The 24,091-nt window shown below is 59.6% G+C and carries 26 protein-coding genes and 1 pseudogene; 17 read left to right on the forward strand and 10 right to left on the reverse strand.

Annotated elements, in window-relative coordinates:
• The first annotated feature begins 95 nt into the window (after positions 1–95).
• From rutR to PH605_RS10980, 3 genes and pseudogenes are all read left to right on the forward strand, one after another.
• Entirely contained in the window at positions 96–737 is a 642-nt protein-coding gene (gene rutR / locus PH605_RS10970; RefSeq protein ID WP_003520582.1) for an HTH-type transcriptional regulator RutR, read from the forward strand.
• A 354-nt stretch (positions 738–1,091) separates the two neighbouring features.
• Positions 1,092–1,415 (forward strand): annotated as a pseudogene (locus PH605_RS10975) (DUF2325 domain-containing protein); the annotation flags it as partial.
• Positions 1,396–1,689, forward strand: coding sequence for a hypothetical protein (locus PH605_RS10980; RefSeq protein ID WP_142845004.1), 294 nt, complete (start codon positions 1,396–1,398; stop codon positions 1,687–1,689). The pseudogene PH605_RS10975 and the gene PH605_RS10980, both read left to right, overlap by 20 nt.
• 105 nt (positions 1,690–1,794) lie before the next feature.
• Here the strand turns inward: PH605_RS10980 and PH605_RS10985 are convergent, their stop codons facing one another.
• The 5 genes from PH605_RS10985 to uppO all read right to left on the reverse strand — a co-directional run bounded on the left by PH605_RS10985 (position 1,795) and on the right by uppO (position 4,795).
• The gene (locus tag PH605_RS10985; protein ID WP_161987846.1) at positions 1,795–2,190 is read right to left on the reverse strand and encodes a DUF423 domain-containing protein; all 396 of its coding nucleotides are present in this window, start codon (positions 2,188–2,190) and stop codon (positions 1,795–1,797) included.
• Positions 2,187–2,588, reverse strand: a complete 402-nt coding sequence (locus tag PH605_RS10990) for a group II truncated hemoglobin (protein WP_035220023.1) — start codon at positions 2,586–2,588, stop codon at positions 2,187–2,189. Before PH605_RS10990 ends, PH605_RS10985 begins: the two co-directional genes overlap by 4 nt.
• Positions 2,589–2,691: 103 nt before the next feature.
• Positions 2,692–3,045: a HepT-like ribonuclease domain-containing protein gene (locus PH605_RS10995; protein WP_142844910.1), complete on the reverse strand. Its 354-nt coding sequence runs from the start codon at positions 3,043–3,045 to the stop codon at positions 2,692–2,694.
• Positions 3,045–3,341, reverse strand: a complete 297-nt coding sequence (locus PH605_RS11000; protein ID WP_003520575.1) for a nucleotidyltransferase family protein — start codon at positions 3,339–3,341, stop codon at positions 3,045–3,047. The genes PH605_RS10995 and PH605_RS11000 overlap by 1 nt, the downstream gene beginning before the upstream one ends.
• Before the next feature lie 38 nt (positions 3,342–3,379).
• On the reverse strand, positions 3,380–4,795 hold the full coding sequence (uppO, locus tag PH605_RS11005) for a polysaccharide biosynthesis phosphomannomutase UppO (protein WP_065655103.1): 1,416 nt from the start codon (positions 4,793–4,795) through the stop codon (positions 3,380–3,382).
• 257 nt (positions 4,796–5,052) lie between these two features.
• On the opposite strand from uppO, the gene uppM reads away from it, so the two are divergent.
• Positions 5,053–6,675, forward strand: coding sequence for a polysaccharide biosynthesis protein UppM (gene uppM / locus PH605_RS11010; protein WP_161987845.1), 1,623 nt, complete (start codon positions 5,053–5,055; stop codon positions 6,673–6,675).
• 22 nt (positions 6,676–6,697) lie between these two features.
• Here uppM and PH605_RS11015 read toward each other — a convergent pair whose 3' ends face one another.
• On the reverse strand, positions 6,698–6,907 hold the full coding sequence (locus PH605_RS11015; protein WP_003509414.1) for a hypothetical protein: 210 nt from the start codon (positions 6,905–6,907) through the stop codon (positions 6,698–6,700).
• A gap of 245 nt (positions 6,908–7,152) precedes the next feature.
• On the opposite strand from PH605_RS11015, the gene uppL reads away from it, so the two are divergent.
• Positions 7,153–7,953, forward strand: a complete 801-nt coding sequence (gene uppL / locus PH605_RS11020) for a polysaccharide biosynthesis UDP-hexose transferase UppL (RefSeq protein ID WP_125145532.1) — start codon at positions 7,153–7,155, stop codon at positions 7,951–7,953.
• A 190-nt stretch (positions 7,954–8,143) separates the two neighbouring features.
• Complete coding sequence (locus tag PH605_RS11025; RefSeq protein ID WP_161987844.1) at positions 8,144–8,392, forward strand: hypothetical protein; 249 nt, start codon at positions 8,144–8,146, stop codon at positions 8,390–8,392.
• Between the two features lie 17 nt (positions 8,393–8,409).
• Here the strand turns inward: PH605_RS11025 and uppJ are convergent, their stop codons facing one another.
• Positions 8,410–9,354 carry a polysaccharide biosynthesis UDP-hexose transferase UppJ gene (gene uppJ / locus PH605_RS11030; RefSeq protein ID WP_003520569.1) on the reverse strand — a complete coding sequence of 315 codons (945 nt, stop codon included), beginning with the start codon at positions 9,352–9,354 and terminating at the stop codon, positions 8,410–8,412.
• Positions 9,355–9,362: 8 nt separating this feature from the next.
• Positions 9,363–10,274, reverse strand: a complete 912-nt coding sequence (uppH, locus tag PH605_RS11035; RefSeq protein WP_233283546.1) for a polysaccharide biosynthesis endo-1,4-beta-xylanase UppH — start codon at positions 10,272–10,274, stop codon at positions 9,363–9,365.
• A 177-nt stretch (positions 10,275–10,451) separates the two neighbouring features.
• On the opposite strand from uppH, the gene uppI reads away from it, so the two are divergent.
• Together uppI and uppG are read left to right on the forward strand one after the other, a co-directional pair.
• Complete coding sequence (gene uppI / locus PH605_RS11040; RefSeq protein ID WP_142844909.1) at positions 10,452–11,522, forward strand: polysaccharide biosynthesis UDP-hexose transferase UppI; 1,071 nt, start codon at positions 10,452–10,454, stop codon at positions 11,520–11,522.
• A gap of 2 nt (positions 11,523–11,524) precedes the next feature.
• Complete coding sequence (gene uppG / locus PH605_RS11045; RefSeq protein ID WP_065655097.1) at positions 11,525–12,604, forward strand: polysaccharide biosynthesis glycosyltransferase UppG; 1,080 nt, start codon at positions 11,525–11,527, stop codon at positions 12,602–12,604.
• Between the two features lie 41 nt (positions 12,605–12,645).
• Here uppG and PH605_RS11050 read toward each other — a convergent pair whose 3' ends face one another.
• Positions 12,646–13,716 carry a GNAT family N-acetyltransferase gene (locus PH605_RS11050; protein WP_161987865.1) on the reverse strand — a complete coding sequence of 357 codons (1,071 nt, stop codon included), beginning with the start codon at positions 13,714–13,716 and terminating at the stop codon, positions 12,646–12,648.
• Between the two features lie 511 nt (positions 13,717–14,227).
• Here PH605_RS11050 and uppW point away from each other — a divergent pair.
• From uppW to PH605_RS11085, 7 genes are all read left to right on the forward strand, one after another.
• Positions 14,228–15,598 carry a Wzy-type polysaccharide biosynthesis protein UppW gene (gene uppW, locus PH605_RS11055; protein WP_142844908.1) on the forward strand — a complete coding sequence of 457 codons (1,371 nt, stop codon included), beginning with the start codon at positions 14,228–14,230 and terminating at the stop codon, positions 15,596–15,598.
• A gap of 174 nt (positions 15,599–15,772) precedes the next feature.
• The gene (locus PH605_RS11060) at positions 15,773–16,552 is read left to right on the forward strand and encodes an ABC transporter ATP-binding protein (protein WP_142844907.1); all 780 of its coding nucleotides are present in this window, start codon (positions 15,773–15,775) and stop codon (positions 16,550–16,552) included.
• Between the two features lie 41 nt (positions 16,553–16,593).
• On the forward strand, positions 16,594–17,370 hold the full coding sequence (locus PH605_RS11065) for a transporter substrate-binding domain-containing protein (protein WP_065655094.1): 777 nt from the start codon (positions 16,594–16,596) through the stop codon (positions 17,368–17,370).
• Positions 17,371–17,382: 12 nt separating this feature from the next.
• Complete coding sequence (locus PH605_RS11070) at positions 17,383–18,105, forward strand: ABC transporter permease (RefSeq protein WP_078051708.1); 723 nt, start codon at positions 17,383–17,385, stop codon at positions 18,103–18,105.
• A gap of 12 nt (positions 18,106–18,117) precedes the next feature.
• Entirely contained in the window at positions 18,118–18,807 is a 690-nt protein-coding gene (locus PH605_RS11075; protein WP_059754423.1) for an ABC transporter permease, read from the forward strand.
• Positions 18,808–18,826: 19 nt separating this feature from the next.
• Positions 18,827–19,738, forward strand: a complete 912-nt coding sequence (locus PH605_RS11080) for a homocysteine S-methyltransferase family protein (RefSeq protein WP_271040145.1) — start codon at positions 18,827–18,829, stop codon at positions 19,736–19,738.
• A gap of 353 nt (positions 19,739–20,091) precedes the next feature.
• Positions 20,092–22,038, forward strand: a complete 1,947-nt coding sequence (locus PH605_RS11085) for a methyl-accepting chemotaxis protein (RefSeq protein ID WP_142844905.1) — start codon at positions 20,092–20,094, stop codon at positions 22,036–22,038.
• 248 nt (positions 22,039–22,286) lie between these two features.
• Here the strand turns inward: PH605_RS11085 and PH605_RS11090 are convergent, their stop codons facing one another.
• Complete coding sequence (locus tag PH605_RS11090; protein WP_104679577.1) at positions 22,287–22,427, reverse strand: hypothetical protein; 141 nt, start codon at positions 22,425–22,427, stop codon at positions 22,287–22,289.
• A gap of 495 nt (positions 22,428–22,922) precedes the next feature.
• Here PH605_RS11090 and PH605_RS11095 point away from each other — a divergent pair, with 495 nt between their 5' ends.
• Complete coding sequence (locus tag PH605_RS11095; RefSeq protein ID WP_142844904.1) at positions 22,923–23,309, forward strand: hypothetical protein; 387 nt, start codon at positions 22,923–22,925, stop codon at positions 23,307–23,309.
• Positions 23,310–23,700: 391 nt separating this feature from the next.
• Positions 23,701–24,003: a hypothetical protein gene (locus PH605_RS11100; RefSeq protein ID WP_237680918.1), complete on the forward strand. Its 303-nt coding sequence runs from the start codon at positions 23,701–23,703 to the stop codon at positions 24,001–24,003.
• The last annotated feature ends 88 nt before the right edge of the window (positions 24,004–24,091 follow it).

Below are 24,091 nucleotides of genomic sequence, written 5' to 3' on the forward strand. Positions count from 1 at the left end.
ACGAATCGCAGTAATTTTGCCTAAACTGTACGCGGAGATTATTTTTTAAGCATACTGTAACGGCAATTGCATGGAAAAGAAACAGAGAGCTGAGAATGGCCATACCGCGCGCAGCGAAAACACAGAAGCGGACCCGCATTCAGGAAGAAAAGCAGGAAGCGATTCTTGAAGCCGCGCTCAGTGTTTTTTCCACAAACGGGTTTCGCGGCTCCACCATCGATCAGATTGCCGAGGCGGCCGGCATGTCGAAACCGAACGTGCTTTATTATTTCCGCACCAAGGAGGCGATGCATCGCGCGCTGATCGAGCGGGTGCTGGACACATGGCTCGACCCGCTGCGCGCTTTCGATGCCGAGGGCAATCCTGAAAGCGAGATTCGCTCCTATATTCGTCGCAAGCTGGAAATGTCGCGCGATTTCCCGCGTGAAAGCCGCCTGTTCGCCAATGAAATCCTACAGGGCGCGCCGCATATCGAGGATGAGCTGAAGGGGCCGCTGAAACAACTGGTGGATGAAAAGGCCGAGGTGATCCGCGCCTGGGTGAAGGCCGGACGGATGGCCAAATGCGATCCTTATCACCTCATTTTTTCCATCTGGTCTACCACGCAGCATTATGCGGATTTCGATGTGCAGGTGCGGGCGGTGCTGGGCGAGAAGAATGGCGGCGAGGGCCGTTTCGAGGATGCGGCCCGGCATCTGGAGCAGCTTTTCATGGGCGGATTGCGGATAAACGGCTGAACGGAACCGTTCTCGCGCCTAGAGTGTTTTCGCGTTCTTCGAATCGCGAAAACACTCTAACTCTTTGTTTTGGCGCATTTCCGGACGGGAAACCGGGTCCACTTTTCCTGGAAATGCTCTAAGCAATCGATTCTTTATGCCGAAACATGAGGAAAATTATCACCTTTATACTTTACTCCAAAACTCATCTTTATTATGGTGCCGGCATCCCGAACGTCCGGGGCATTGAAAAATCAACCGGCAGGTGAGGGAATGGCACGCAAGGAAAAGAAGAAGGCCGAACGTGGCGGCAAGCAGGGCAAGGGCGTTCCCCAAACCGAGCGGGACGTGGCCGAACAGCAGCTTTCCGGTCCCAAAAGCTTTCTTTATGTCGGCGGCCGTGACTGTCAGGTTGCTCATCTTCGCCAGATCGCCAGCAATTTCGGCGCGGAGCTCATTCATCACGATGGCGGCCTGCGTGAAGCCGTCTCGCGCATCGATACCGTGCTTCCCTCCGTCGACTGCGTTTTCTGCCCGATCGACTGTATCAGCCACGATGCGTGTCTGCGGGTGAAGTCCGGTTGCAAGAAATTCGGCAAGACGTTCATTCCGCTGCGCAACGGCAGCAAATCCAGTCTGGAGCGGGCGCTGCAGACGATGAATGAACGGACCTCGAACGATGAGCGACGAGCGCAATAATTTTAAGGATGGAGTGCCAGCGGCGGCGGAAGCCTGCCGCGTGGAACTGCACAAGATGGCCGAACAGGCCGCCGATCCGGCTTTGCCGGACATCTATGAAATCATCGGTGAACGCGAAAGGCGCAATCGCCTTGCCGGAAGCGGCAGCAATGTCGTGACCTTTCCCTATCTGCGCACCCGCCAACCCGGTGAAACGCCATCCTTCGAGATCGGCGCGGCGGCCGAAGAGGGCCGCAATATCCTCTCGTTTCGCTGGACACGGCGTAAGGGCTAAAGCTGAAGCATTTCCAGTCAAAGTGCGACGCGGTTTTACGTCCGGAAAATGCGTAAAACAGAGAGGTAGGGCACGTCCGACGGTTCGGTTTAAACCGGACGCGCTCTAGCCCTTCGGCTTCAGAAATGCCCCGGCGCACAGTACCAGCCATCCGGCGATCATGCCGAGGCCGCCCGTGGGTGCGGCGTAGGGAAACAGGCTGTGGCCGGAAAAATGCCGGGTGACGAGATCGCCGACAAAGACCGCGGTGCCGAGGCCGAGGATCAGGCCTGCCGGAATGGCGGTTCTGATGCGATCCCCGCCGATATGAAGCGCCACCAGCACCGGCGCATGCGCCAGCGACATGGCCGAAGCATTGCCGAGCATATAGGTTTCGCCGGTGTGGGTGGCAGCGGCAGCAAGCATGACGCCTGCAGCACCCAGGAGGCCGCCCAGCAACAGAATGAAGGCCCGCAATCTTTCGCGCGGCAGGCTTGCGATGGTCGCGCTCTGCGTGGTCATTGGCTGTCCGCCTCCTGGTTCTGCATGTGAAAGGCCAGCCGCTCCACCGGCGTCCAGATGATCTCGCGCAGCTTCGGGTTTTCGATGGTCTCGTCCATGGCGCGTCGGAAGCAGAGCAGCCATTCATCCCGCTCTGCCGGGCCGATGGGGGCGACGAAATGGCGGCGGCGCAGCATCGGGTGGCCATGTTTCTCGACATAGACGGGCGGTCCGCCAAGATATCCCGTCAGATAATCGTAAAACTTCGCCTCGCTGCCGGAAAGATCGGCGGGATGGATGGCGCGGCAGCGCGCCGCTTCCGGCAGGGTATCCATCAATTCGTAGAAGCGCCGGGTCAGGGCCCTGACGGTCGCATCGCCACCTATCGCTTCATAAAGGGTAATGGTCTCGCCGCTCATAATCCGCCTCTTGTGGCCCTCCGGTCCTTATCGCTCCATGGAGCCGGAAGAGCAACAGGGCACGGGCGGGGTGCGACATTTGCGACACGGCGCTGATAAGTCCTCAGTTTTCACTTTCGACGGATCGTTGGATAGCCTCAACAGCAATTTTGAGCGGCGGCACATGTTCGGTGACCACGGCCCAAACGACATCATCCGCGATCTTGTGGTACTCATGACGCAGAATATTGCCGATTCCCCGAATCTGTTTCCACGGTACGTCCGGCGCAAGCTCCAGCAAGTCATCGGATAGGTGACGGGACGCCTCGGAGACGATTTCGAGGGCGCGTTGCACGGCGAGTTTGAGGAGCCAATTTTGCTGGAAATCAGTGAGCGACAGGCCTGCGGTGTGGGTCTCAATGCCGTTTATGGCCTCCAGAATTTCGGCGAGAACCGGCCCGACCCTACGTCTGGTCATCAAAATATCCGTACGGCGGATTGCTCGATGTCATTCCGGAGCAGCGGGTGGAGGCTGTTGCGTGTCGTCACATCGACCTCCACGGCCAATTCTTCTTCCAGAAACTGCTTGATACCGACGAGATCGATCAACGAGAAACGGCGGCCCGGATCATAGTCGATGAAGATGTCCAGATCGCTGGAGGCAAGGGCCTCATCGCGGGCCGTCGATCCGAAAAGATAGAGCGACGTCGCGCCCATGCTTTTCACTGCATGGGCGTGGCGCTTGAGTTTCCTGATTGCGTCCGTTCTCTTCATGCGTGCAGCTTACACCATCGCGTATGCGGCATCCACTCTCACCCAAAATTGCGGATGAGATCGAGTCCCTTGTTCAGAAGCGTTTCGGCCTCGTCTTGATTGGCGGCTTCGACGTAGCAGCGCATTTCGGGAGCGTTGCCGGAAGGGCGGAAATGGATGGTGCTGCCATCGGTGAGCGCGACGCGCAGGCCGTCGATGTCGCTCAGCGTCTTCACGGTGCCGACCGGTGCGAGGAAGGCCTCGAGATTGCTGCGCGAGGCGCGCAGATGCGTCATCAGGGCGGCGCTCTTTTCCTGCGCGAAATTTTCCAGACGGTCGGCGGCGGCGACCGGCAGGTTATAGGCGGCGGCGATCTGCGACAGCGGCTTTTTCTGTTCTGCCGAGAGAAGCAGCACGGCGAGAACCGGCAGGAAGCTGTCACGCGTCGGCAGCGGCGAAAGCGCCCGACCGTTAAGTGTGAAGGCAGAGGCCGTCAGCAGGCCGCCATTGGCCTCGAAGCCCATGACACCGTTCTTGCCGGCGGCGAGCGCCTCAGCCATTCCCGCGATCACGAAAGGGGAGCCGACTTTGGTGCGGACGACGTCGAACGAACCGCTTGCCTCGATGCCGGAATTGGAGGTGACGGGGGTGACGACCACGCCGGCGCCGAGGAAATTGGCGGTGATCAGGCCGATGAGGTCGCCGCGCAGCGGCACGCCGTTTTCATCGGTCAGCAGCGGACGGTCGCCGTCGCCATCCGCGGAAACGATGGCGTCGAGACCGTGCTCCGGCGACCATTTCTTGAGAAGGGCCAGCGTTTCCGGCGAGACCGCTTCGGTATCGACAGGGATGAAGGTTTCGGAGCGGCCGAGCGGAACGACATCCGCACCATAATGGGCAAGCACGTCGACAAAGAGATCGCGCGCCACCGTGCTGTGCTGGTAAACGCCGATCTTGAGGCCGGAGAGCGCTTTTTCCGGCAGCAGCGCGATGTTGCGCTCGTAGAAAAGTTCGGCTGCCGCGGCGGAATGGTCCTCTGCGGTCGCCGCCTCGTCGCTGATGCCTTCCGCTTCGATCTCGGCGGCAAGAGCGGCAATCGCCGTCTCGTCCTGCTTGTCGATTTCACCGTCCGGGCGGTAGAACTTGATGCCGTTGCGGTCGGCCGGGATATGCGAGCCGGTGATCATCAGCGCGCCGGCCTTCAGCGACAGGCCGTAAAGCGCCAGCGCGGGTGTCGGCACCGTGCCGCAATCGAACGGGGTCAGGCCGGCTTTTTTGAGCGCGGCGATGCAGGTGGCGGAAACATCCGGGCTCGAATCGCGGAAATCGCGGCCGACGAGAATGGGATCGCCCGCCTTTGCCTGGCCCGACGTGAGAAGGTGCCTCGCAAATGCCGTGGCATAAACGGCCGAGGCTTTTCCTTTCAGATCGACGGAGAGGCCGCGAAGGCCGCTCGTTCCAAATTTCAGGCTCATTCCAAACTCCGTTTCGATAAAATCTTTGAGGGTCAAATGGATAATGCAAAAATATAACGGTTGAAAGAACCGTATCGATCCATTCAAGTCAATCATCCCTTTCAACGCGGACGCGAATAGGTGATGATGGCGGGACTGATGCGGGTAACCTAAAATTCACCCGTCATATTTAAACTTGTCCGTCGATAGCGGCTCTGGCGACGATGGGAACCCTCTGTTGCCGGCCTTTTTGTGGTTCGTTCGAGTTGGATTGGCTGATGTACAGGCTTCAAAAGGCGGGACATAAGCAGGCACGTCCGCTCGATGAAAAAACGGCGCCTGCCGCGAGAACCCATGGTTCCCTGCTGGACGATCTGGTGGATGAGGACGAGGTTTTCGAGCGCACGGTGCTGAAGGAGCATCTGGAGCCGAAACCGGCGAAAACCGTCGCCGAGCCGGCTGCGGCCGAGACGCCGGTGAAGACGGCTTCGCCGAGCGGCAGTCTGGCGACTGCGCTGCCGGGCCTGAAACATATCGACAGGATCGGTGTGGATGACGTCATCCTCTGGCTTCGCAAAGGCATTGTCTGGATCGTGCTGGCAATCGTTCTCTGCGTCGCCGGCGCGCTGACCTATGCCTCCATGACGCCGCCGCGCTACAAGGCCTATACGGATATCGTCGTCAATCCCTCCAACCTGAATGTCGTCAATGACGGCGTGTTTTCACCCAACCAGCAGCGCGACACGCAAATCCTCGAGGTGGAAAGCAAGCTGCGCACCATCACCTCGCGCAACGTGCTGGCACGGGTGGTGGACGAGTTGAAGCTCGATCAGGACCCTGAATTCATCAGTCCACCGCCGCTCGCCCGGCTGAAGGCGATGTTCTCATCGAAACCGGAAGATGACGACAACCGGGTCGGTGCGCTTCGTTCGCTCGGCGATCGGGTGGCGGCGGAACGCGACCCGCGCTCCTTTGTCGTGACGCTTTCGGTCTGGACCAATGATGCCGAAAAATCGGTGACTGTCTCCAAGGCCATCGTGAAGGCTTTCGAAAGCGAGCTATTCCAGACAAACTCCGACAGCAGTCAACGCGTCGTTGACGATCTCAGGAGGCGGCTCGAGGAAATGCGCGAGAATGTGACCGCCGCCGAAAAGCGCGTGGCCGATTTTCGCCGTGAGAACGGCCTGCAGGAAAATAACGGCCAGCTCGTCAGCAATCTGGCTTCCGGTGAGCTGAACGCTCAGGTGCTTGCGACCCAGCAGCGCCTCATTCAGGAAGAATCGCGCCTCAAGCAGATGGAGGCGGCGATTGCGCAGAACCGCACCCAGAGCGACGCCATCTTCGACAGCCAGACGATGAATACCATCCGCGCGCAATACAGCACGCTGCAACAGCAGATCGGTGCGATGACGCTGACCTATGGCGCGCGCCATCCGCGTCTTGCGACCGCGGGTGCGGAGCGGGCGATGCTGGAACAGGGAATGGCGGATGAGGCGCGGCGTATCCTTCAAGCGGCAAAGATCAACGTCGCGGAGGCGCGCTCCTCACTCGATGCCCTGCGGCTGAAAGCGGTGGCGGAACGCGCCAATGTCTTTACCGACAATGAGGCGCAGGTGCGGCTGCGTGATCTCGATCGTGACGCCCGCTCGGCGGCGGCGATCTATGAGACTTATCTCACCCGCTCGCGCCAGCTTGCCGAACAGCAGTCGATCGATTCCACCAATGTGCGGGTGATTTCGCAGCCGGTTGCGCCCAATTCCAGAAGCTGGCCGCCGGGCAAGCTGACGTTCCTGATCGCCGGCGGCATGGGCGGCCTGTTCCTTGGTCTGGCAATTGCCGTGGCGCTCGGCCTCTGGGGTTATCTTCGCCGGGACGATCACGCGGACGTCGCGGCGCGGTAAGACAAGGCGGCTGCGCGTCGCCTTATTCTTCCGAAATCAGACCGTCATAAACCTCGAGCAGCGCGGCGGCGATGGCCGCGCCCAGTGCATTGCCGGCATCGCGAATGCCCGCTTCGTCACCGTCGCGAACCGAAATGGCAAGGTCGGACGCCTCGTTGGCGACGATTTCTTTCGCCCGTTCTATCGCCCAGAGGCCGAAATCGCCGCGATTGTCGATCGAGATTGTTTCCATGGCCGGAGCCCTTCCGTGGTTTGATTTCCGCGTCCCTTAACCCATCGGCTGGAAAACCGGAATAGGCGGAAAATGTGGCGCACAACCTTCAGGCGTGTAAAATGGCCGCCGCATACGGGGATTTATAAAAATATTAATGATAGTTCTTCGTAGTGTTTGAAGCCTTATACCCTAAGCATAAGCGTGAATATAACAATGAAACGATGCCTATCTTGGACACCGGACAGATTATGACAGGGAGAGAGATGCCGGATGCGGAGGGGACTGGCCAGGTCTGGCCGGTTATTCCGCTTGCGGCGTTGCCCATTACCGACGCGACCATCGACGAAACCGCGCGGGATTTCATCCTGCGCGCGACGACGGCGCGTGCGGCCGGTGCAAAACCGTTTTATTCGACATCGGCAAACGGTCAGGTCATCGCGCTTTGCCATCACGACCGGGAATTCGACGCCATGCTGCGGCAGGCGGACCAGATTCATGCGGACGGCATGTCGCTGGTGATCTTCTCCCGCAAATTCTGCCCGAAGGCATTGAGAGAGCGGGTTGCGACCACGGATCTCGTTCATGCGGTTGCGAAGCGCGCCGAAGAGACCGGTAGCCGTTTCTATTTCCTCGGCGGTTCCGAAGAGGTGAACCGCGCGGCGGTCGAGGAAATGCAGAGGCTTTATCCGCGCCTCGTATTTGCGGGGCGGCGCAACGGTTATTTCAGCCGGGCCGAGGAAGAGGCGATCCTAGCCGATATCGCGGCATCCGGGACGGATATTCTCTGGGTCGGCTTCGGCATACCGCTGGAGCAGCGTTTCGTCTCGCGCAATCTGGACAGGCTTTCCGGCATCGCCGTAATCAAGACCTGCGGCGGCCTTTTCGATTTCCTCGCCGGCAAGAACAGCCGGGCGCCGCAATGGATGCAGGATATGGGGCTGGAATGGCTCTACCGGGCCATGCTCGAGCCGAAGCGGCTCGGAAAACGTTACCTGCTGACCAATCCTATCGCCATATATTCGCTGCTGAAGTATCGCTTCGGAGCTTCGGGACAAGGTCGCTAGATCATCGCGACAAGCTGCTGCTACGCAAAGAATAAACCGCGCGTGCGCCTCCCGCCCGACAATATAAGATTTTCCTAACTTATTGAATGGATGCGCTGCGTCGCTGAAATCCGTTGCAACTGCGAACATCTGCGCTACAGTGCATCAATATTACAAATTTATTCGAATCATAGATTTATTGAGGCCATCAATGGTGATTACGTCCATTTCTCTTTTCATATATGGAATTGGCACCGTTACCTCTCTCGCCATGACCTATATCGAAGGCGCCCGCCGCGGCAAGGACTGGGATTTTTATCGCGTGACCGGCATCGTCCTTTGTTTCTTCTGGCCGGTGCTCGTGCCGCTCCTCGTCCTCGCGACGGCCTTGTCGTCGTTCGGTTTCCAGAAACGGCTCACGAATACGATCTCGCTCGGCAGGCAAAAAACCCTTGGCTGAGCCGAAGCTATCCCGCTTCAGCTCTTCTTCGCCGGCGCCTTGTAGGGCGTGAGCGTAATGCCGAGGCTTGCCATCACGCGGCCGATGGACATCAGCGGCGGATGCGTGGCTGGCAGCAGGGTTCCGGTTTTCACGAAGGCGGAAACGGCGCGGACAAGAGACAGGCACAGGCTGACGGCGTTTTTGGCGGCAAGCAGCAGCCCACCCTTCAGGCCGGGGCGTCGGGCACGGTCGATGCTGTAATTGATGATGCCGGTTCGGAGCGAGCGCTCCATGATCCAGCGTGGCGCCATGCGGTTTTCCGGCACATATTCGATGATGAGCGCTTGCGCATTCCAGGCGAATTTGAAACCGGCCTTGCGGCAGCGGGTGAAGAAATCCATGTCGCCGCCGCCGAGGAAGTTGAAGCGCACGTCGAATTCCGGTTTCGCCAGCGTCTCGAAAACCCGCCGTGAGATCAGGCAGTTGCCCGATCCGTGGATTTGCTCGACGGGGCCGGTCGGCGCTTCGATGGAGCCGAACAGCGGATGCGAGAGAACCGCCTTCGAAGCCGGTGCGTCGAATTCCCGGTTGACCGGTCCGCCGACGATATCGACGCCGAAGGATTTCGCCGCCGAAACCATTTCGGCAAGCCAGACGGGGGAGGCGGCCTCGTCGTCATCGATCATCAGGAACCACTCAGCCGAAGCATAGCTTTGCCGGGCGGTGCGGAAGGCCGTGTTGATGGCGTAACAATTGCCTTGCGTCGGTTCGACCAATGCCTCGCCGGCCATGCCGCTTTCGGCGAAAAAGGCGCGCGCGACCGCAAGGCCCGCCTGGCCCGCGCCGTCATTATCGACCACGACGATGGCGAAGGGAAAATCGACCTTCTGGGCTGCGAGTGACCGAAGCGTCTTTTTCAGGCCTTCCGGCCGGCGGAAACTCGGAATGCACACCACCGCTTCCGGCATGATCTCGGACATGGAAACTCCTAAATTCCGGCAAGCGCTGCGGCGGAAAAAACGACGGCCCTGAGGCTCTGGCGCGGGCGGTTGAGGAAGGTATCGGCAAGCGCCGAAAAGGCCTCGCGGTAGCGGCGGGCGCGGAAGGCCTGCGCCACGGTATAGGCATTCATGTGGTTTTCGGACCGGCGGCGAAGCCGTCGCAGCTCCGGCGGCGAAACGGCAGCGACGATGGCCGGGTCGGAAAACACGGCCTCGATTGCCGGTTCGCAATCCCGGAAGGTCAAAAGCCGGTTCATCATCACGCTCGTTCTGTGCACGCGGTAATCCAGCACATGGCAGCCAGGCAGGTAAACGAAACGGCCGGCGGCGGCCAGCCTGCACCAGCCATACCAGTCTTCGGCATAACGCAAAGTCTCGTCGAAACCGCCGAATTCCTGAAAGATGCGGGTCCTGACCAGCATGATGCCGCCATTGACGATGAAGTTGCCGCCGAGCAGCGGCTGGAGGATGAAACCATCGGGTTTTTCCCGGCGGCGAATGAGATTGCGCCGGCCGATCTTGACGCCGTTTTCATCGATGCGCTCGTAATCGCCATAGACGGCGACGACATCCGGCCCGGAAATGCCGGCGCAAAGGGCCGCGATGGCGCCCGGTTTAAGGCGATCGTCGGCATCGAGAAACATCGTCCATTCGCCGCGCGCCTGCGACAGGCCGAAATTGCGCACGGCGGAAACGCCCTGCCTTCCCTGCGGCCGGGCCAGCAATTTGACGCGGGGGTCGGAAAAACCTTCCACCTTTTGTGCGGTGGTGTCGGTGGAGCCGTCATCGACCACCAGCACTTCGCCGATGGTCTCGCCCTGCAGCAACACGCTTTCGATCGCTTCCACGATGTAACGCTCGCCATTGCGAACGGGAATGACAATCGAAACGGAAACCAAGACTTCAAACTCCATGCGGCGTGGGCCAAGAATTCGCACAGCGAAGTTACTACCGCATTAAGCGGGTCTGGCCAATTATGACGTGGTATAACGTCGGTTAACCTTGCAAATCTTTAATATCCTTTTCCTATGATCGGAATGTTATGTTTTGGGAATAAAGGTTGCGGAGGCGGGTGCATGCGGATTGGGCGGCGGAATTTTATGGGCGGTGCGGCAAGCGCTGGCCTGCTGCATGCCGTGGCCGGCTCGGCCTTTGCCGCACAGAAGAAAGCGGCGAGCAAAACCGCCCCTTACGGCGCGGCCGTTTACCTGCCGGATCTCACGGCCGATAGCCGCATCGGCGAGGCGGTGGTGAAATATTGCTCGCGCATTACCCCCGTTACCGAAATGAAATGGGAGGTCCTGCGGCCTTCGGCGGAGGCGTTCGATTTCGCCGCCGCCGATGCAATCGCCAATTTCGCCCGTCAGCATAAGCTTTCCATGCACGGCCATCCGCTGATCTGGTATGCCTCCAATGCGCCCTGGCTTGCGAGCATCGGCGGCGGCGTGAAGGTCGAGAAGCTGATGGAGACCCATATCGTCACGGTGATGGAGCGTTATAAGGACGTGATCCATAGCTGGGACGTGGTCAATGAGCCGATCCCCGACGTGCCGGGCAATGTGCGCGCGCGGCGCGATGCCTGGTATTACGGCGCCGGGCCGGACGCCATCAAGAAGGCTTTCGAGATCGCCCATGCCGTCGATCCGAAGGCGCAGCTCGTGCTCAACGAATATGACGTGGAATTTGCCGCCGAGAAATCGCCGGCCAAACGCGCCGCCTTTCGCAATCTCATTCTCGAACTGCTGGAGAAGGGCGCGCCGATCAACGCCGTCGGCCTGCAGGGGCATTTGCGCGGCGGCTGGCCGATCGCCAAGGACGAGCTTGCCGCCTTCACGGCGGAAATGCGCAGTTACGGTCTTGCCGTTCTGGTAACGGAGCTGGATGTGATGGACCAGACGCTGCCCGCACCGGAAGCTGAACGCGATATGCTGATCAACGGCCAGGTCCGCGAGTTTCTGGAGGCGGCTTCTGCGGGCGGTGCGCTTTCCTCCATCACCACATGGGGCATCTCGGATCAATATAGCTGGATCCGCTGGGCCTATCCGCGCCGGGACGGCACCGCCAACCGGCCGCTGCCGCTGGACTGGAGTTTCAACGAAAAACCCATGATGGCCATCATCAATGAATTCCGGAACCGTGGTGCATGACTATGAATGCTGAAATGCCGCTTCCTCCCGTGCAAAAGGCGCTGCAAATCAACCTGCACCCCTTCGATGCCCCGCATGCGGCCCTGACCCTGCCGCATCAGCTCAGGGTCTGGGGCGGACAGGTGGACCGCATCCTGCTGACCGTCGATACGGGCCAGGTGGGGGCCGGCCGCTACAAGGGGAACGGTTTCGATGCGGCGCGCCAGCGTCTCTTCGACATGCTGGAGGAAATGCAGACCAATTATCCGCATCTCTCCGTGGATATCGTCGATTACAGCGATGCGGCGCGCAGCGCCGTGACGGAAACCTTCTTTCCCCGCTCGCCGATCCCCTATCCCGCCAAGGCTTTCGATGGCGGGCCTTTCCATGTCTATTTCTACGGGCTGAAACGCGCCAATGCCCGTTATGTGCTGCATATGGACAGCGACATGATGTTCGGCGGCGGCAGCCAGAGCTGGTTCGGCGAGGCCATCGCGCTTCAGAAGGCCAATCCGGATGCGTTGTGCATCACGCCCTTTTCCGGGCCGCCGACGGTGCGCGGCGATCTGGATATCTCCCGCCATGTTGGCATGCCCGGCGTAAAGAATATTCCTGCGCCGCGCAAGCTGCCGTCGCGCATTCCCACCTGGCGTTTCGCCACCGTTTCCACCCGGCTTTTCATGATCGACATGGAACGTTTTGCGAAACGCATCGGCTCGCTGGAACTGCTCAAGCCCGATGTCAAACGGCGCATCCGCTCCTATGCCTACAACCAGCAGCCTGTCTCGATGCCCGCCGAGGAGGTGCTGAGCACGAACATGATGCGCACGGGTGTTTATCGCCTCGATTTTCTCGGCACGGGCAAGGGCATGTATTCACTGCATCCGCCCTATCGTTCGCCGGAATTTTATGCGGCGCTGGCCTCCATCGTCGAGCGCATCGAAAAGGGCGATATTCCCGAAGGCCAGCTCGGCGATTTCGACATCAACGGATCGATGGTGGACTGGACCAGCGCGCTGGCGGCCAAGACGCGCTCCAAACGTTATGCGAAAGCGCTGCGCCATCTCATCTCGGCCAATGTCGGGCGGTTCAGCAAGGCTTGAGGGTTTCGATCCGTCTTCCGTCGTGAGGCGGGGCGGGGGGCTCAATAGTCGGTGATGAGCTTGCTCCAGCTCTCCGAGCACAGTCCGCCAATATAGATATCGCCGGCCAGCGCCCTTTCCCGCAGGGCGTCATCGCGCGTCGCCATGCAGAAATAGCCGTCATGGCGGAAGCTCATGTGGTTCTGGCGGTAAAGCGCGTTGATGAGAAAGGGCTGTGCCATGCCGGTGACATGGGCATAGTTCTCGTCATCGAAATGGCGGAACAGGGTGTTGAGGACATCGTTTTCGCAACCGGCATCGCAGACGAGATTGAGCACATAGGCCGTTCTGCCCCGCTGGCCGAAAAACAGCGCAGCGCCCATGGCATGGCCTTCGGCATTCTCGATCACCACGCCCTTCAGTTCGCCGAGGCTTTCATTGGTCCTGCTCATCTCGATCAGCCAGTGGAATTCCTCGTGAGACCATTCCGGGCGAATGGAAAAACGCTCGATCATCGCGAGCGCCCTGCGGCGGAAAGTTTCGTAATCCACGGTTCTCACCGTAGCGCCGGCGGCCTCCTGCGGTCTCAGACCCTTTTTCCATCGTCGCAGGATTCCATCCACAAATCCGAGCGCGGCGAGCGCCAGCGTGGTTTTGGCCAGTTTCGAACGGCGCGGCATGCGCAGCGCGATGGTGCAGAAGGGCTTGAGCGCCTTGTGCCATTGCAGGCTTTCAATCGGCAGCATGTTGCCGCCGGTCGCCACCCAGTGATCGGCGCTGACGGGTGAAGCCGTATCCGAGAACAACATGTCGTGTTTGGAGGCCCGCATGCCCCGGGACAGACGCGCCGCGCCGAGTGCGCCGCGTTTCCCGTCCGATGCGAAGGCGCAGAGCAGCCGTGCGGTAATGGTTTTTCCATTCGCAACGAAGCGCATGGGCACGGCGAGAATGACGCTGGTGACCCCGTTCTCCCCGGCATCGTAGACAACGCTGCCGTTTTCCGGGCTGAAGGCGGGGCTGCCGAAAAACAGTTTTTCGATATAGGAGCCGAAATCGAAGTTCCGCTCCTGCCCGGTTTTCCTGAAAGCGCTGTTGAGCACGGCCTCGACAGCCGGAACGTCTTCCCTGCGCATGGGGCGGATGCCGGACACACCGATTTGAACCGGGCGTTGTGTCAAGTGACCGCTATCGCCATCGTCCACATGGGTGTGTATCGGAACGTCCACCGTCGGCCCCCACCTTTTTACGCATTGACGAAATCAACCATAGGCAGCGTATATTTGAATGTATTAATATAGATATAAAACCTGCAATCCGGTGGAATCGAAAGTATCGGATTTGGAGTAAACCATATTAATATCAATATATTGATCTGCATCAACCACATCGGTTGAGGTTAACAAAATACGCTCAAGCAAGCAACCTTTGGATGAAATACGGATAAATTTTTATAGGCGATTTTTTGGGGTTTGGCGTCTACGGGCTCCGATTTCCCGAGGAAAAGCGCACGATCGCGGTACTATTTCCCCGTGCATCATGAATAACTAAAAAATAGGATTTGCGCGGGATATTAGTATTATCGAATATGCGAAGCACGAGTTTCAATGCGGGTGGCTTCAGGAAAGAGGGAGAGAAAAACCCCTTATGGATGCAGCGCATGGCGAACAGGGGCGTGGCTACTGGCGGGACGTGTTGTTTTACGTGACGTTCCTGTTTTTCACGGTCGGCTTTTCGCCCTATATCTCGCTCTCATCGACCTATCAGGGCTCCTCCATGGCGGCCGGGTCCAACCTGCTCAACCAGTTGACCGCGATCATCCTGTTTTTCAGTTTCCTGGCCTTCATGGCGAAGGAGCGGTCGTTTTCCATCCTCTTCATGCCGCGCCTGCTGATGGCGGCGATTTTCGGCTGGTTTGTCCTGACCTCGCTTGCGGGCGAAGCGCCGCTATTTTCGCTCAGGCGGCTGGTCATGTCCGCCATCATCTGTGTGCTTGCCGGCGGCTTCCTGCAATTGCCGCGCACCGAGCGGCATTTCACGACGCTGCTTGCCACATGCGCCCTGATCATATTGTTCCTGTGCTATTTCGGAATCACCGTGCTGCCCTCGCGCTCGATCCATCAGGCCAGCGATGCGCTGGAGCCGCTGCTGGCGGGGGACTGGCGCGGGGTTTTCCGCCATAAGAACGAGGCCGCCTCGGTCATGGCGGTGTTGATTATAGTCGGTATTTATCTCTGCAAGCGCTGGTCCTTCATCGGCGGGCTGTCGGTGCTGTTGCTGTCGCTGGTCTTTCTGGTCAAGTCGGGCGGCAAGACCGCGCTCGGGCTGATGCCGATCATTATTGCGGCAGGCTGGTTCATCCTGCGCTGGCCGCGCTGGCGTTATACGGTCGTGACCCTGTTTCTGGCGGTTTTTGCGCTGGTGACCGTCGGCACCACGGTCGATCCCGTCTTTTCGCAGATGCTGACGAAGCTGGGGCTCGACGCCAGCTTTACCGGCAGACGGGATATCTGGACCGTCGCCATCGATTACATCCGTCAAAGCCCGCTTCTGGGATACGGCTATCAGGCCTTCTGGCGCAGCGATGCCCTGATGTCGAGTTTCACCGAGAACAATACCTGGGCGACGACCGCGCCGGATTCGCACAATGGTTATCTCGACCTTCTGCTGGCGGGTGGCGTGCCGGGTCTGGTGCTGGTGATGGTGTGGATTTATCTCCTGCCGCTGCACTATCTCGGCAAAATGAACGAGGCCACGCGCAACAGTCCGCTGACGCGGCTTTATGTCGGCGTATGGCTTTATGTGTTGCTCTACGGCTTTCTGGAAACGCTGTTTTTCCTCAGCACCGGCTTCGTCTGGTTCTTCCTCATCGTCGCCGTGATGGGTCTGCACCTTCAGGCCAATGCCAGCCTTGTCGAGGACGAGGCGGAGGGGGAACCGAAGAGAGCCGTCGGTGGAGCGGGCATCGTCCCGACACCGCTGCAAGGGCAGGTTTCCCCTGTCGTTCGCTCCAGGTGATATTTTGAAATGATTTTTCGTTGCAAATATGTAAAAGAGCCGATTGTTGCGCGCGTCTGCGGCTATTTTCGCTAAACATGCGCGGCTCAAGTCTTTGTTATTGTGCACGTCGCACCGCGAAACCCCGGCTATTGGCGCGGCGGCACTCAAAAAACGGATCGGCTAGGTCAATCGATGGCAGATACAGGCGCCTGCGCGCTCGAGGCGGATGACATCCACAAGAGCTTCGGCACGCATGAAGTTTTGAAGGGCGTTTCCTTGCAGGCCCACAAGGGCGATGTCATCTCGATCATCGGGTCCTCCGGTTCCGGCAAAAGCACCTTTCTGCGCTGCATGAATTTTCTCGAAACGCCGGATCGCGGCCGCGTCATCGTCAATGGCGAGGAAATCGCCACGAAAACCGGACTCGACGGCAAGGCGGTGCCGAAAAGCTGGCGGCAGGTGGAAAAACTGCGCACCGGCCTTGGCATGGTGTTCCAGAATTTCAATCTCTGGGCCCATCGCACCGTTCTGGAAAACGTCATCGAGGCGCCCGTTCATGTTCTCGGCGTCAGGCGGCAGGAGGCGGTTGAAAAGGCCGAAGCCCTGCTGAACAAGGTCGGGCTTTATGACAAGAAAAACGCCTATCCGGCATTCCTATCCGGCGGGCAGCAGCAACGTGCCGCCATTGCGCGCGCGCTCTGCATGGAGCCGGCGGTGATGCTGTTCGACGAACCCACTTCGGCGCTCGATCCCGAACTGGTGGGCGAGGTTCTGAAGGTCATTCGCGATCTGGCCGAGGAAGGCCGCACCATGCTGCTCGTCACCCACGAAATGCGCTTTGCGCGCGATGTATCCTCGCAGGTCGTGTTTTTGCATCAGGGCCGGGTGGAGGAGGCGGGGCCGCCGGCGCAGGTGTTCGGAAACCCCTTGAGCGCCCGCTGCCGGGAATTTACCGGCGCGCTCACCAATTGACCCTTTTGCCTGACAGTCCGTATTTAACAGGAGAGACTTGAATGAAATTTTTCGCCACGCTGCTTGCCGGAACGGCATTTGCGTTTTCCGCCTTCACCGCCAGCGCCGACGTGCGCTTCGGCATCATGAACGAGGCCTATCCGCCCTTCTTCGCCAAGGATGCGAGCGGCAAGTGGCAGGGCTGGGAAATCGACCTCATGGACGCCGTCTGCGCGGAAATGAAGGAAAAATGCTCGATCGTGGAACTGTCGTGGGATGGGCTGATCCCGGCTCTCCAAACCAAGAAATTCGACGTCATCTGGTCGTCCATGTCGAACACGGAAGAGCGCCAGAAGGTGATCGATTTCACCGACAAATATTACAACACGCCGAGCAAGCTGATTGGCGCCAAGGGCGAAAAGCCCGGTGCAGCGGCGGAAGACGTCAAGGGCAAGACCATCGGCATTCAGGTGGCCACCATCCAGTCCGAATATTACAAGAAATATTTCGCCGGTGTCGCCGATGAGAAGACCTACCAGACGCTGGACGAGGCGTTCCAGGATCTGGCCGCCGGCCGTATCGACTATGTCTTTGGCGACTCGCTGGTTCTCGATGCCTTCGTGAAGAGCGATGCCGGCAAGGATTGCTGCGCCGACATGGGCAACGTGGCCGACGACAAGCAAATCCTCGGTCTCGGCGTTTCCGGCGGCCTGCGCAAGGACGATACAGAACTGAAGACCAAGCTGAACGCCGCCCTCGCCGCCGTCCGCGCCAGCGGGAAATATGACGAGATCACCAAGAAGTATTTCAGCTTCGACATCTACGGCAGCAAGCCCTGATCGGTCATATCAATGGCAAGCCTTGAAACCACGTTGCAACTTCTGTCTCCCTATCCTCCGGGATGGGGCGGCACCCTGTTGAAGGGTGCGGCATCGACGCTTGCCATTTCCGCCGGCGCCTATCTGATCGGCCTTGCCATCGGCATGGCCGGGGCGCTCGGCAAGCTTTCGGGCAACAGGCCTCTTGGCCTGCTGCTCAACCTCTATACCACCGCGATCCGCGCCGTTCCCGAGCTGATCCTTATCGTCGGGCTTTATTATGCCGGGACTGACGGTCTCAACCGGCTGCTGCTGCTGGCCGGCATGCCGCCGCTGGAGGTGAACGGTTTCGTCGCCGCCGTTGCGGTTCTGGGTTTCGTGCAGGGGGCCTATATGACCGAGGTGCTGCGCGGGGCGATCCTTGCCATTCCGAGCGGGCAGATCGAGGCGGCGCGCGCCTTCGGCATGTCGCCGGCCTTACGTTTCCGTCGGGTGGTCTTGCCGGCGCTTTTGCCGAACGCCTTGCCGGGTCTTGGCAATCTCTGGCTTGCGGTGACCAAGGACAGCGCTCTGGTGGCGGTCGTCGGTTATCAGGAACTGGCGCTCGCGACGCGGCTGGCCGGGGCCAGCACCAAGCAATATTTCCTGTTCTTCCTTGCCGCCGCCCTGCTTTACCTTGCCATCACGCTCGTTTCGAACCTCGTTTTTTCGCTGATCGAGCGCCGCGTGCGGCGCGGCCAGCCGGCCCTGGCCTGAGGAGGGAACGGCATGGATTTTTCATGGGTCGCGAAATATTGGCCGCTGCTTCTTTCGGGTGCATGGCAGACGGTGGCGCTGCTCGCCATCTCCGTCAGCATCGGTTTTCTCCTCGCCATCGGGCTTGCGTTTGCGCAGGTGAGCGGCGGGCGGATGACGAAAATCCTGGCGCGGGCCTATTGCACCTTCTTCAGGGGCACGCCGCTGCTCATCCAGCTCTGGCTGCTTTATTACGGCGTTGGCTCGCTTCTGCCGATGATCCCCGGCCTGCGCCAGAGCTTCATGTGGCCGGTGCTGCGCGAAGGGTTCTTCTTCGCGGCCGTCAGCTTCACGCTGAATTATGCGGCCTATGAGGCGGAAGTTCTGCGCGGCGCGCTCTTGGCGGTTCCGAAAGGTGAGCTGGAGGCGGGCAGGGCTTTCGGCATGGGCCGTTTCACCCTTATTCGCCGCATCTGGCTGCCGCGCGCCATCCGTATCGCGCTGCCGACCATTGCCGGCGAGGTGGTGATGCAGCTGAAGGCCACGCCGCTTGCTTTCACCGTGACGGTGATGGACCTCTACGCCGTCGCGTACAAGGTGCGGCAGGATACGCTTCTGGTCTATGAGCCGCTGATCGTCGTCACCGTCTTCTATCTCATTCTCACCGCCATCATCGCCCGCTGTTTCGGCCTTGTCGAACAGCAGGTGCCGGTCAGGCGATAAACATTCAGGGAGTATGACCATGAGCACAATCCGTATCCTCGACGGCGGCATGAGCCGCGAATTGCAGCGGCTCGGCGCCGAACTGAAACAGCCGGAATGGTCGGCGCTGGCGCTGATCGACGCGCCCGATATCGTGCGGCAGGTGCATGCGGAATTCATCGAGGCCGGCGCCGATGTCGTCACCACCAATTCTTATGCGCTGGTGCCTTTCCACATCGGCGAAGAGCGTTTCCAGAAGGATGGCGCATCGCTGATCGCCCTTTCCGGCAAGCTGGCGCGCGAAGCGGCGGATGCTTCCGGCCGCAGGGTGCTGGTGGCGGGTTCGCTGCCGCCGATTTTCGGTTCTTATGAGCCGCAGAATTTCGATGCCACGCGGGTGCAGGCCTATCTGAAGGTGCTGGTCGACAATCTCGCGCCCCATGTCGATGTCTGGCTCGGTGAGACCCTCAGCCTGATCGCCGAGGGCGAAGCGGTGCGCGAGGCCGTTGCCGCGACCGGTAAACCGTTCTGGATTTCCTTCACGCTCAACGACGATGCGGCTGCGGCCGGCGGCGAGCCCGCGCTTCGCTCCGGTGAAACGGTCAAGGCGGCCGCCGAATGGGCGGCGCAATCGGGTGCCGCCGCGCTTCTGTTCAATTGCAGCAAGCCGGAAGTCATGAAAGCCGCGGTTGAGACGGCCGCCGCCGTCTTCGCGGAAAAGGCTGTTTCGCTGGAAATCGGCGTCTACGCCAATGCCTTCGAAGGCGAGCAGGGCGATTCCGCCGCCAATGAAGGACTGCATGGCACGCGCGCCGATCTGACCGGCGATGTCTATTCCCGTTTTGCCTGCTCCTGGGCGGATGCGGGCGCGACCATGATCGGCGGCTGCTGCGGCATTGGTGCGGCGCATATCCACACGGTTGCGACAGCGCTGCGGCGCGCGGCGGCCTGACGCGAGCGCTTCCAACGCCACTATCGGAAATGCATGCGGCAGGCTGAAAAGCCTGCCGTTTTTTTGTTCCGTGCGCGCTCGAAACAGCATGCGGCATAAAGGAATTTTAAAGTTTTTAAGTATAATTGTTATTATATAAAGTAAATTTGAACATTATAAAGTACTGTTCTCCATTTTTTCCGGTCGCGGTCAGTCGTTTCCCGGTTTTGCGGGCAGGTGCATGATGCAGGCTGCGACATGGCTGATGATCCGGCTGACGGGGCCTTGATGATGTAGGCTTTCGACGTGCAATGTCATTTTTGCCGAACACCTCCGGCACGGGAAAGGAGCGGCGTCAATTTCAGGAGTTTCCCGTGTCGTTTCTTCAAAACGCCAGTATCCGCACCAAAATCCTGTCGCTCATTCTTCCGCTCTGCATCGTCGGCCTTGGCGCCGCCGCCTTCATGTCCACCCGCTACAAGGAAGCGGACACGGCCTACTCGCTCTTTATCGCCAACGACAACGCCGCTCTGGTGGAGCTTGCGCGTGCCAACCGAAATCTGGTTGCCCTGGCCTATGGCGCCTATCAGGTCATGGCGTACGACGTGAACGGGCCGGAGATAAAGGCCGCCAAGCAGGCCTACAGTGACAGCAAGGGCGCGCTCCTCCAGCGTCTCAATAATGTGAAGACTGTTTTTCCCGAAGAGTCCGCCGCCATGGACGCCTTCATCGCGCAGTCGCAGGCCATAACCGCCATGACGGATAAGGCTGTCGAACTTGGTATGGCAAACCGTAATGACGAATCCGCTGCCCAGTTGCTCAAGGCGGACGCCTCCATTCACGCGACTTCGGTTGCCATGACGGCGCTGCTGGACAAGCTTGCCAAGGGCGTCGTCCAGGGAAGCGACGAACTGACGGACCAGACCAATTCGACCATCTTCACCTCCCTGTTGGTTGTCGGCGTCGCTTTTGCGGTCGGCATCATTCTGGCGCTGTTCGTGGCGTCCCGCGGCATCACAACCCCTATCGCCCGCCTGCGCGAGCGGATGGTGTCGCTTGCCGGCGGCGAGACGGCGACGGAAATCGACGGCATGACGCGCCGCGACGAAGTGGGCCAGATGGCGAAGGCCGTGCAGGTCTTCCGTGAAAACGCCATCGAGCGCATTCGTCTCGAGCAGGAAACCGAAGCCAATCGCAGCCTCTCGGAGAAAGACCGGATGGAGCGCGAGCAGCAGAAGGCAAGGGAAGCGGCCGACGTCAAGTTCGCCGTCGACAATCTCGCCGCCGGTCTCTCGAAGCTTTCGGAGGGCGATGTTTCCTATCGCATCGGCCAGCCGTTCACCGCCACGCTCGACGCCGTTCGTAACGATTTCAACATGTCCGCCGAAAAGCTGCAGGCGGCCCTGACCAAGGTGGCCCAGAACGCCAGTGGCATCGGCGCGGGCGCGGACGAGATCAAATCTGCGGCCGACGATCTGGCCAAGCGCACCGAGCAGCAGGCTGCGGCTGTCGAAGAAACCGCCGCAGCTCTGGAGGAGATCACAACGACGGTGCGCGATTCCACCCGTCGTGCGCAGGAGGCGGGCGAGATCGTCAGCCGCGCCAAGGCGGGCGCCGAGCAATCCGGAGACGTGGTGCGCCGCGCCGTGGTCGCCATGGAGCAGATCGCCAAATCCGCCAATGAGATCAGCAACATCATCGGCGTCATCGACGAAATAGCCTTCCAGACCAACCTTCTGGCGCTGAATGCCGGCGTGGAAGCCGCGCGTGCGGGCGAGGCCGGCAAGGGTTTTGCCGTCGTCGCGCAGGAAGTGCGCGAGCTTGCCCAGCGCTCCGCCCATGCCGCCAAGGAGATCAAGGCGCTGATCAACACCTCGAACGATCAGGTGCAGCAGGGCGTTCAGCTGGTGGGCGACACCGGCAAGGCGCTGGCGACCATCGTTTCGGAAGTGCAGGAAATCAACCGGCACGTTGTCTCCATCGTGGAGGTCGCGCAGGAACAGTCTTCCGGACTGCAGCAGATCAATACGGCGGTCAACCAGATGGATCAGGACACGCAGAAAAATGCGGCCATGGTGGAAGAAACCAATGCCGCCAGCCACAGCCTCGCCAAGGAAGTGGCGTCGCTCAACCAGCTGCTCTCCCAGTTCCGGCTCGCCGACGGCGCCTATCAACCGAAAAGCCAGCCTGCGCCGGTTCGCAGCGCCGGTGGCAGCGACAAATATGTCGCCTCTCCGGTCCGTGCACTGGGCCGCAAGATCGCCTCGGCGTTTTCGGGCAATGCCGCCGTCGATACAAAGGGCGACTGGCAGGAGTTCTGAGCGGCGATCCGTTCCAACATGCGTTTCGGCGGGGAGGCATCCCCGCCGGCGTTCAACGACGATGCGGCGCAAGCGAAAGCCGTTCTGGCAAAATCGATGTCCACCGTGCGAAACGCAACATCTTCATTTCGTGACGGCCGGATCATCCGCACCGGCAACCATTGCCATGCGGTTCCCCGGCACCGGTTCACGCGCGAAAACATCCATCCGATGAGAACTGAATTTTTCGCCGCCCGACCGGCGGGCGCTTACGGGCCGCTAGGGCCCTTTTCCTTCTTCGCCTGATCGTGATGCCACTTGATGGCGAAGAACATGCCCGTGCCCAACACGATAATCTTGAACGGAAAGAAGACCAAGGGGAACAAATCTACCCAATCCCATTCCATCATCTGAGTATTTCCAGTCTGTTACTTGATACAATCTATCGAGGACAGGGCTACCTCAAACCGGCTGCTTCAACAACGCCAATTCATGCACTCGGGTAGGGGCCTTTTGACGCAGTCCCAGCCAGATCGTTTCATCCGGGGCTCTTGAAGCTTACCCTCGATGTGTCCTGTGATTGTTTCAGGGGTAGTATGAAACGCTGAAGACCCTGAGTCTGGACCGCCACATAACCGCGGATTCGGCAGCGCTGAAAACACTACATTTTTCGCGATGTCTGCAATCATAAACACGAACTCAGATTCGATAAGCGCGGATTCTTACTCGCCTGGGAAGCATAACCGCGGACTCAGTTTTTGATCGCAAACCCCGAATCTAATGGTGCCTAATGATTACCCGAGTGGGTTCGGTGGGCAAGGCCTATGACCATATAACCGCCTGAGACGGGAACTTGCCCGGATCCGCCGTTCGACCTCTAATCATAAGATAGGAGATCAATGGCAATGAACGCAGTATCCAATCCCACCACGACGACTCCGGTGACACCGATCACGGGCATCCCTTACCTAGAGGCAATGCAGCACTGCGCCAGTATTGGATCTCTGGGTTCTCTGAGGGAAATGCTGAAGGAGCTGGAGGATCAAGGCGCGTTGTCGGAAGACTTCTCCGGATTGGCAGCATATTGCAAGCGCGCCTCTGAATTCGAAGAACGCTTCGGCGCCGGGAGCCTCCTCGACCTCTCTCATCCCAGCGTGGCGATCCTGATCGAAAATGTGATCAGCCCGAAGGAATTGTTGGCTATTCGCCGTCGGCAGGAAGCCATCGCCCTGAACCCAGTGGGCACTGCGCGTGCCGAGGCGCTAGCGTCGGAAGGACGGCTCATCGTCTGAGTCATCGTCTGGACGATTGTTCTGTTGGTTGCTTCGGGCCTGGCGGATCATGTCTTCCGCCTCTTTGAGATCACGGCACAAGCCGGATCCGAATATGCCAGGCCCCTTCACCCGAAAGCATAGCCCTGCAGAACAAGGCCTCTGTTCCTCGATATCGTATTCACCGTTCGACTTCACCCGGATCCATGTGCCCGCCACGGCGCGACTCCTCTTTTTTGCTGTTCGCAGCATGGCGATTTACAAACTGTAGCTTAAGGAATTCCTTCCCGAAGGAGCCATAGGGCGGCCAATTCAGATGACCTTGAGTTGTAGTCGGCCAGTGACGTAAGATCCCTGCGACTCGGCAAGGATTCGCCAGCGAAGCGATCCTGACGCCGGGGCTGGGGGAACCATGATCACTATAGGCATACGCGCCGCGCCGAAGGTCATCACCTTCGCGATCTACGACACCGATGCAGGCTCTATCCTCAACGTCGAGGAGATCAAGATCCCGGCGGCTTTCGAAACGCCGGCCGCGTTGAAATACGTGCGCTCGAATCTTCTGGATGTCCTCCGCGAATATCAGGTTGAGCGTGCGGGGGTGAGGGTGACGGAGTCGGCGGCCAACTACCCCAGCATTGAACGGATCCAGATAGAAGGCGTCATTCAGGAGGCCTTCGCGAGCAGCGAGCTGTTGATTTCCACTGAGAACTGACCCGGTATTTCCACCGAGATTTGACCCGCCTTTTAGATATGTTTCGGGTCTGGTGTAGAGGTCAAGTTCCTGTTTTTCTCCTTCGTGT

This window comes from Agrobacterium sp. CFBP 3001 (assembly GCF_027871605.1).
In the GTDB taxonomy this organism is placed as follows: Bacteria; Pseudomonadota; Alphaproteobacteria; order Rhizobiales; family Rhizobiaceae; genus Agrobacterium; species Agrobacterium leguminum.